This window comes from Methylobacterium nigriterrae, assembly GCF_037106235.1.
Taxonomy (GTDB): domain Bacteria; phylum Pseudomonadota; class Alphaproteobacteria; order Rhizobiales; family Beijerinckiaceae; genus Methylobacterium; species Methylobacterium nigriterrae.
Genome location: NZ_JBAWTG010000967.1, coordinates 1 through 263 on the forward strand (window position 1 = coordinate 1; position 263 = coordinate 263).

Genomic DNA, 263 nt, shown 5'->3' on the forward strand with positions numbered 1-263 from the left:
CGGGCCGTGGGGCAGAACCCGCGTGCTGCGCGGGTCGCCGGCATCGACGTCTCGCGGTCCACCGTCTCGGTGATGCTCGTCGCCGGTGCGCTGGTCGGTCTGGCCGGTGTCACCCAGGTCCTCGGGACCGTGACCACCGGGTTCGGTGCGGACATCGACGCCGGGATCGGCTTCGACGCCATCACCGTGGCCCTGCTGGGCAACTCGAACCCGATCGGCGTGCTCGGTGCGGGCATCCTCTTCGGCGGCTTCAAGGCGGGTGG

General features: G+C 71.9%; 1 protein-coding gene. It reads left to right on the forward strand.

What is annotated here, in order from left to right:
• Nucleotides 1-263: ABC transporter permease subunit (locus tag WDW90_RS39895; protein ID WP_431311234.1), on the forward strand; the 263-nt coding region annotated here is incomplete at both ends.